The following is a 6,910-nucleotide window of genomic DNA, read 5'->3' on the forward strand; positions in this document are numbered from 1 at the left end:
ATAAACTATGTCTGTTTTACCTTTATGTACCGCACCTCATCCCTGTCTTGTGACTCCAACACAAAAAGTCACCAACATCGATAAGGAAATTCTTAAATTGTTAGACGATATGTTGGATACAATGCATGAAAATGATGGGATTGGTCTTGCTGCCAACCAAGTAGGAATCTCCAAACGACTAGCGGTGATTGACTTAGGTGATGAGCCCTCCCATACTAATCATCCTCGACCATTAAAATTGATCAATCCTCAACTGATTTGGGCAGCAAAAGAAAAGGTACCTCTAGAACAAGGCTGTCTTTCTGTTCCAGAGCACTGTTGTGAAGTCATCCGTCCTAAGGAAGTCAAGGTCAAATACACAAATGAAAAGGGCAGCGAACAAGAAATTCATGGCACAGGCTTAATGGCCCATTGCCTACAACACGAAATAGATCATTTGGAGGGAAAACTCATTATCGACTACCTATCCCAACTTAAGAAAAAAATGGCTTTGCGCAGACTATCCAAACTTCGTAAGCAATCAGAATTATCATGACAACACATATACAACCCCTGCGCATTATTTTTATGGGCACACCTGAATTTGCAGTGCCAACACTGCAAGCGCTCATCGACAGTCCACATAAGGTCGTTGCGGTGTACAGCCAACCCCCACGACCAGTTGGGCGCGGCCACAAAATTCAACCAAGTCCCGTGCATGCTCTTGCGCAAAAACATAATATTCCAGTGCAAACACCAAAGTCTCTTAGGTCCGAAGAGGCCCAGGGCGTCTTTGCCTCGTACAAAGCTGACCTAGCCGTGGTGGTCACCTACGGTCTCATTCTACCTGCTGCAATTCTTGCAAGTCCTCGCTTGGGATGCATCAATATCCACGTCTCGTTACTACCCCGATGGCGCGGTGCTGCCCCTATTCATCACGCACTCCTGGCCGGAGATACTGAAACAGGTATTACCATTATGCAAATGGATGAAGGACTCGATACTGGTCCTATGTTTAAGCAGCAGGCATTTCCCATTACACCAACGACAACTGTGCCTGAGCTTTATGAAACTCTGGCACAAGAAGGCGCACACCTGCTGGTGCAAATTTTAGCTCCCTTAAATGAGGGAAAGCTCAAGCCTATGCCCCAACCAGAAACAGGAGCCTGCTACGCTCCTAAAATTACCAAAGAGATGGGCAAGCTAGACTGGACTCTACCTGCTCAGGAATTGGAGAGAAAAATCAGAGCTCTCAATCCCTGGCCTGGAACTTGGTTTGAATGGAATTCCCAGAATATTAAAATTCGTAAAGCTCAAATTGTTCAACAGAAGGGGCAACCAGGTATAGTCCTTGACGATCAACTGACAATTGCTTGTGGTCAAGATGCTCTGCAACCCCTTGAAGTGCAGCCCCCAGGCAAAAAAGCTATGACCGTACTAGATTTCTTAAATGGACACAACGTTCCAGCTGGAACACAACTTTCTTGAACTATGGCACGTTATAAGCTGACCCTTGAGTACGATGGAACGCCTTTTGTTGGCTGGCAAGTCCAAGATAGCGGCCTATCTGTCCAAGAAGTCCTGGAGACAGCCATCAAACGACTTTGCGGGTGTTCCGTTCGCGCCCATTGTGCAGGTAGAACCGATGCCGGAGTCCACGCTACTGGCCAAGTAGCACACTGCGATTTGCCCAAAGACTATCCTGCACACCAAGTGCAAAATGCCCTCAATTATCACATGAAACCGCATCCTGTTGCTGTCACCCATGCAGAAATTGTCTCAGATGATTTTCATGCAAGGTTTTCGGCCATAGAGCGCCGTTATCTTTATCGAATTATTATCCGCACCGCCCCACTGGTGCTAGAGCGCAACCGCGCTTGGCGTATTAACCACGATCTCGATGCCAGGGCAATGCACGATGCGGCCCAAATCCTTTTAGGCCAACACGACTTTTCAACTTTTAGAGCTCAAGCGTGCCAAGCCAAATCGCCAATAAAAACCCTGGATCAACTTGATGTGACACAAATCGATAATCAAATTGAGTTTAAAGTACGTGCACGTTCTTTCCTGCATCACCAGGTCCGCAACATCGTTGGCAGCCTTAAGCTTGTTGGTGAAGGTAAATGGATCAAACAAGATTTACAAAAAGCACTTGATGCTTGTGACCGCAGGAAAGGCGGTCCCACAGTTCCCGCCAAGGGGCTGTATTTGACAGCAGTAATATATTATGATGAGTGATTCATCGACAATAGGGAAAATACCACACAATGAACCAAATCAACGTTAAGGAAGGCGCCACCTTTGGCTACGGCATTCTCATGGAGCATTGGAGGTCGATTGCACCACTTATTATCATAATGCTCCCAGCGTTTTTTGTTGTTTCCATGCTGGGACAATATCTTACAAACCCTATGGTCTCCAATGTAGCGAATAATGTATGGGTTCGTTTTCCAAGTACCCTACTTATATCACTGCTACAGTTTTGGTTGATTGCCCCATTTCATGTTTCCATTTATCGACTGGTCTTGTGCAAAGAGCCCGTGGATATGAGCTATTATCAACGTTTGTTCTGCCCTAGAGAAATCAACTACTTTTGGAAGCAGGTTATCTTTACACTAATCCTGATGAGCATAATGATCGCTTTTGGCTTTGCGATAAGCATCCCTATTCTCTTGGCAACCTTCATGGAGTCGATAATCATGGGGGTTTTTGCTGGATTTGCTGCTAGTGTATGCTTTATAGCGCTTATTGTCGTCATCTCGTTACGTTTATCTCTTGTGTTTCCAGCAATTAGCGTTGATCAAGACCTGGAGTTCTTGAGCTCATATCAAAAACTAAAGGGACATACTTGGAAGTTCTTTCTGTGCGTTACTTTGGCTGTCCTCCCCTATATTGCTCTATCGCTGCTGATGCTACCTTTGATGTTTTTTATGCTTAATTCTCTTATCGGTTTGTCCGTCATCACCCTTATTCAAACTGGCTTGGGTTTCCTCCTCAGCGTACCCATAATAGTTGTCATAGCTTATGCGTTTCAAAAAATTTCAGTAACTGAGTAACTAAAATCTACTTAATAAAGCGAATAGAAAGGGGATAATGGTACACTTTCCCTTCACTCGCCTTTATGGCCGCCACAACGATGCAAACAAATTGAAAAATCGCCACAGCTAAGAGCATTGGGATTCCGATAATGAGTATAATCAGAACAAGGGAGACAATAAAATATATTGTCACGCTGATTTGAAAATTCAATGCCTCTTTTCCATGTTCATCAACGATAGGAAATTCATCTCGCTTTATTAACCAGAGAATCAGTGGAGCAATAATATTACCAAATGGAAAGAGAAATTCTGCAAATGCTGATAAATGTGTAAGCATCGCCCAGGTCTGCTCTTGCGATGCGTTTGTCTTAGATGGTTGTTTTTTTGATTCGGCCACTTGAATCTTTCTCCCATTTTTTCCTGTCTTTCTTGATCGTATCACAACATACCGTCAAACTAAAGACTGAATCGTTCCCCTAGATAAACCCGACGTACATTTGGGTCACTAATAATGTCTTCTGGATTTCCCTTCATGATCACGTGCCCTTCATGCAGGATATATGCACGATCAACAATATCCAGCGCCTCACGCACGTTATGATCTGTCAACAAAACCCCAATCCCGCGATCCTTTAGATGCGAGACCAATTCACGGATATCATGCACCGCAATAGGATCGATTCCCGCCAGTGGTTCATCCAACATCATAAAATGGGGGTTGGATGCAAGAGATCGGGCAATTTCAACGCGCCGGCGCTCACCTCCGGACAAGGTCAAAGCGGATGCGCGCCTTAGATGTTCAATGCCAAACTCTGCCAGCAGTGCATCCAAGGTATCTTCACGTTTATCGCGTTTGCGCTCAACCATCTCGAGAGCTGCCCTAATATTATTTTCAACCGACATACCTCTAAAAATAGACGCCTCTTGCGGCAGGTAACCAATACCAAGGCGAGCTCTACGATACATCGGCAACGAAGTAATATCAAAACCATCTAGAAAAATGGTGCCCGCATCGGGGGTCACAAGGCCAGCAATGATGGAAAAGCTTGTGGTTTTTCCGGCTCCGTTGGGGCCTAGAAGACCAACTGCTTCTCCCTGTTGCACATCAATGGATACATGGCTGACAACCTTATGTCCCTTGTAAGCTTTGCATAGATCATTGGCTACCAAGCCTTTGGGCTTAGGAGAGGTGATATCTTTGTGCGTATGTTCTTGCTCTGACATGAGATCCATCATAGAGTCTATTGCTTAGGCTTTAAAGCTTTTCGGTCAATATTTTTTAAGCGCACAAAAGCCATAGGCCTTTCTGCAAGTTCACAACCCTCATCAAACGGGTCATGCCGCAGCACTTGGTGCTTGTTAAGAGACATATCCAACAAGGCAAACGGACCCTTTACTTGACCTTCTCTGCGATCAACAATCACGTCACCCCTTAAAACAGCTTGCTTTGTTGCGACATTATAGACAATCGAATCACTGGTGCTGAACTCAATGGGGGTGGAAAACACAACACCACCTTCAGCGTCCACGCCTTTGATGCGATCACGTCCACGAGCCCTTTGATACAAATGAACAGTAAGGGTCTGGCCGCATAATACATGCTGTTCTCGCTGCACAACTGGCCACCATCCATTCAAACATGCAGTACTATCTCCCACATCCAACTTATTTCCATGGCCCGTTAAAACGAGACTGTTTGTTCCAAGATCATACAGAATGCGGGTAGCAGATCCCTTCTCACCAGGGGCTCCAGTAAAGCGAATTTTGCCACGGGCATCAATTCGCCGCACCACACTTTTACCGTCCTTTTGCTTGTGCAAAAAAGCAGTCAACTCATCACAATGCATAACAAAAATTCCCTTTTGCACTCTGACGTTGTTTTTGGCTGTACATTTTTGTGTTTTGCGATCGCACTTTAAACCGCCTCGCGCGTCAATTTGCAAGGGAGCTTGTGCGGCTTGTTTGATGTGTAGTGGTGGTGGTGGTTCAGCCATACTGATGTCAATTAACCCAACTACAGAAAATATTAATAAAATACTGAAAAACAAAGCATGATGCATGTTATTTATTTCGTATACAATGTCAGGCGAGTTTGGCCCAAGAACTGTATATCATCCCCCTTGCCTGTAATTTTAAACCCTTGTGCTTCAATATTCTCTCTGGTAGGACCGATTCCTGTCACCGGCTCATGCCCCTCACCCTGATTATTGACAAAGTCAAAATCAGCAGATTGCGTGCGAAAATCGTACCCCTTACTTGTTGTAATATGCACATTACCTGAAAGGTGCAGCAGATTATCCTGCTGAGAAAAATTTCCCTTATCTGCCCAAAATTCCAACAAACTTCCATCATCCAATTCCATTTCACCGTGCGGACGATTTAATTTCCCGCTTAACTCTGCATGTTCACCATTAGCCTGAACTGCATTAACAGCTTGCACCATATATGCCCGTCCTTTGCTATTCAATGATTTCATGCGCGGCCGTTGTAATTCATTCTCTAGAACCCTTTTAGAATGAATGGTTTTTTGAATGCCAGATTTTGGTTTTTTACCAGATAGTTCTTGTACCTTTGGCCAGAACAAAACCAAAGCAAGAATTATGGTAGCCAAAACAGGAAACCCAAACTTCACAGGAGTGACCCAAAAACGCAATCTTCTTGAGCAACGCCACTCGTGGCTGCGATCAACAGGACGTGGTAGGGAATTTTTACCAACCATTGAATTTCCTGACCTAAGTTTCCCGAAGGCAATCGTGGACATGGACAAAACCCAAGACTTCGGATGCAGAGGCCACAAAAAGACCTGTTATACCATGTTGATTCATCTCAGCCAGTGCCTCAACAACCAAAGCATTAGGACGAATTGTCTTAGGTGTCGGACTCATAATTTGGGTCACGTTACGTTCGAGCAAATCTGAACCCATGTGCCGTCTCAAGTCGCCATCAGTGATTACCCCAATAAGTTTCCTGGTAGCATCTACAATGCCGACGCAACCCAAACTTTTTTCCGTAATCACCAACAAGGCCTTGCTTACAACGGTTGCCATATCAACAATAGGCAATTTATCCCCCGTGTGCATAATATCGCAAACCGTTAAAAGACGGCGACCCAAAGATCCACTGGGGTGGAATATGCCAAAATCTTGAGCTGAGAAATTCTTTCGAGTGAGCAATGCACAAGCTAAAGCATCACCAAGAGCCAACATAACAGTTGTAGATGTCGTTGGCGCTAAGCCAATTGGGCAGGCCTCTTGAAGTTCTGGCAGCTTAATAGTTATATCGGCTGATTGCGCTAGAGTGCTGTTAGCATCCCCTGCAACTGCCAGCAACGGAATCTGGTAACGCCGGGTATAGCGAATAATGTGAGACAGCTCAGCTGTCTCTCCCGAATGCGAAAAAGCAATCACTGCATCTTGACTGGTAATCATACCAAGATCACCATGATTGGCTTCAGCAGGATGCACGAAAATCGCCGGTGTTCCTGTGGATGCAAGGGTTGCTGCAATCTTGCGCGCAATATGCCCGCTCTTGCCCATCCCCGTCACAACAATACGCCCCTGGATAAGGTCCAAACAACCAACAGCTTCAACGAAGCTTTGATCTAGACTAGAGGCTGAATCCAACAAAGCCGCAGCCTCAAGCTTTAACACCCGCCTGGCTTCATCTAAATCATCGGAAATTGGAATAACTCTGGCGGCGGTAGACATGGACATCAATACTACTTTCTACTGAAGTTCTTACCCCTTGAAATAACCATAATATATGCACAAACACAAGAAAATCTACGAAGGAAGCAGGGCTGTTCAGTGAAACCAACACGGCCGTCATCCTGAAGGTGTGAACACAAAAGGTAGTTTCGAATTTGAACGGCAAATAAAATTTTGTCGTTTATC

Annotated in this window: 9 protein-coding genes; 4 read left to right on the forward strand and 5 right to left on the reverse strand. The window is 45.0% G+C overall.

All coding sequences use genetic code 11. The features are described from left to right. Positions 1–7: 7 nt before the first annotated feature. From def to ABFQ95_01760, 4 genes are read left to right on the forward strand one after another with little or no spacing between them, the layout of a single operon-like run. Entirely contained in the window at positions 8–535 is a 528-nt protein-coding gene (def, locus tag ABFQ95_01745) for a peptide deformylase (GenBank protein ID MEN8236263.1), read from the forward strand. Then, on the forward strand, positions 532–1,467 hold the full coding sequence (fmt, locus tag ABFQ95_01750) for a methionyl-tRNA formyltransferase (protein ID MEN8236264.1): 936 nt from the start codon (positions 532–534) through the stop codon (positions 1,465–1,467). Before def ends, fmt begins: the two co-directional genes overlap by 4 nt. A gap of 3 nt (positions 1,468–1,470) precedes the next feature. Next, entirely contained in the window at positions 1,471–2,217 is a 747-nt protein-coding gene (gene truA / locus ABFQ95_01755) for a tRNA pseudouridine(38-40) synthase TruA (protein ID MEN8236265.1), read from the forward strand. A 29-nt stretch (positions 2,218–2,246) separates the two neighbouring features. Further along, positions 2,247–3,035 (forward strand): hypothetical protein, encoded by a 789-nt coding sequence (locus ABFQ95_01760; GenBank protein ID MEN8236266.1) that lies wholly within the window; start codon positions 2,247–2,249, stop codon positions 3,033–3,035. Positions 3,036–3,042: 7 nt separating this feature from the next. Here ABFQ95_01760 and ABFQ95_01765 read toward each other — a convergent pair whose 3' ends face one another. The 5 genes from ABFQ95_01765 to ABFQ95_01785 form a co-directional block, all read right to left on the reverse strand. Further along, positions 3,043–3,414: a DUF4870 domain-containing protein gene (locus ABFQ95_01765; GenBank protein MEN8236267.1), complete on the reverse strand. Its 372-nt coding sequence runs from the start codon at positions 3,412–3,414 to the stop codon at positions 3,043–3,045. A 59-nt stretch (positions 3,415–3,473) separates the two neighbouring features. Continuing rightward, positions 3,474–4,250, reverse strand: a complete 777-nt coding sequence (gene lptB, locus ABFQ95_01770) for an LPS export ABC transporter ATP-binding protein (protein MEN8236268.1) — start codon at positions 4,248–4,250, stop codon at positions 3,474–3,476. Between the two features lie 8 nt (positions 4,251–4,258). Further along, the gene (locus ABFQ95_01775; protein MEN8236269.1) at positions 4,259–5,011 is read right to left on the reverse strand and encodes an LptA/OstA family protein; all 753 of its coding nucleotides are present in this window, start codon (positions 5,009–5,011) and stop codon (positions 4,259–4,261) included. Between the two features lie 71 nt (positions 5,012–5,082). Continuing rightward, a complete protein-coding gene (lptC, locus tag ABFQ95_01780; protein MEN8236270.1) occupies positions 5,083–5,736 on the reverse strand; it encodes an LPS export ABC transporter periplasmic protein LptC in 654 nt (217 codons plus the stop codon). A 13-nt stretch (positions 5,737–5,749) separates the two neighbouring features. After that, entirely contained in the window at positions 5,750–6,730 is a 981-nt protein-coding gene (locus ABFQ95_01785) for a KpsF/GutQ family sugar-phosphate isomerase (protein ID MEN8236271.1), read from the reverse strand. Positions 6,731–6,910 lie beyond the last annotated feature (180 nt).

It is taken from the genome of Pseudomonadota bacterium (assembly GCA_039714795.1).
Classification (GTDB): domain Bacteria; phylum Pseudomonadota; class Alphaproteobacteria; order JAGOMX01; family JAGOMX01; genus JBDLIP01.

What these genes read in the sequence shown, in the direction of transcription:
- lptC (MEN8236270.1), bottom strand. Translation starts at nt 5,736, where the DNA reads ATGGTTGGTAAAAATTCCCTACCACGTCCTGTTGATCGCAGCCACGAG.
- truA (MEN8236265.1), top strand. Translation starts at nt 1,471, where the DNA reads ATGGCACGTTATAAGCTGACCCTTGAGTACGATGGAACGCCTTTTGTT.
- def (MEN8236263.1), top strand. Translation starts at nt 8, where the DNA reads ATGTCTGTTTTACCTTTATGTACCGCACCTCATCCCTGTCTTGTGACT.
- ABFQ95_01775 (MEN8236269.1), bottom strand. Translation starts at nt 5,011, where the DNA reads ATGGCTGAACCACCACCACCACTACACATCAAACAAGCCGCACAAGCT.
- ABFQ95_01785 (MEN8236271.1), bottom strand. Translation starts at nt 6,730, where the DNA reads ATGTCCATGTCTACCGCCGCCAGAGTTATTCCAATTTCCGATGATTTA.
- ABFQ95_01760 (MEN8236266.1), top strand. Translation starts at nt 2,247, where the DNA reads ATGAACCAAATCAACGTTAAGGAAGGCGCCACCTTTGGCTACGGCATT.
- fmt (MEN8236264.1), top strand. Translation starts at nt 532, where the DNA reads ATGACAACACATATACAACCCCTGCGCATTATTTTTATGGGCACACCT.
- lptB (MEN8236268.1), bottom strand. Translation starts at nt 4,250, where the DNA reads ATGGATCTCATGTCAGAGCAAGAACATACGCACAAAGATATCACCTCT.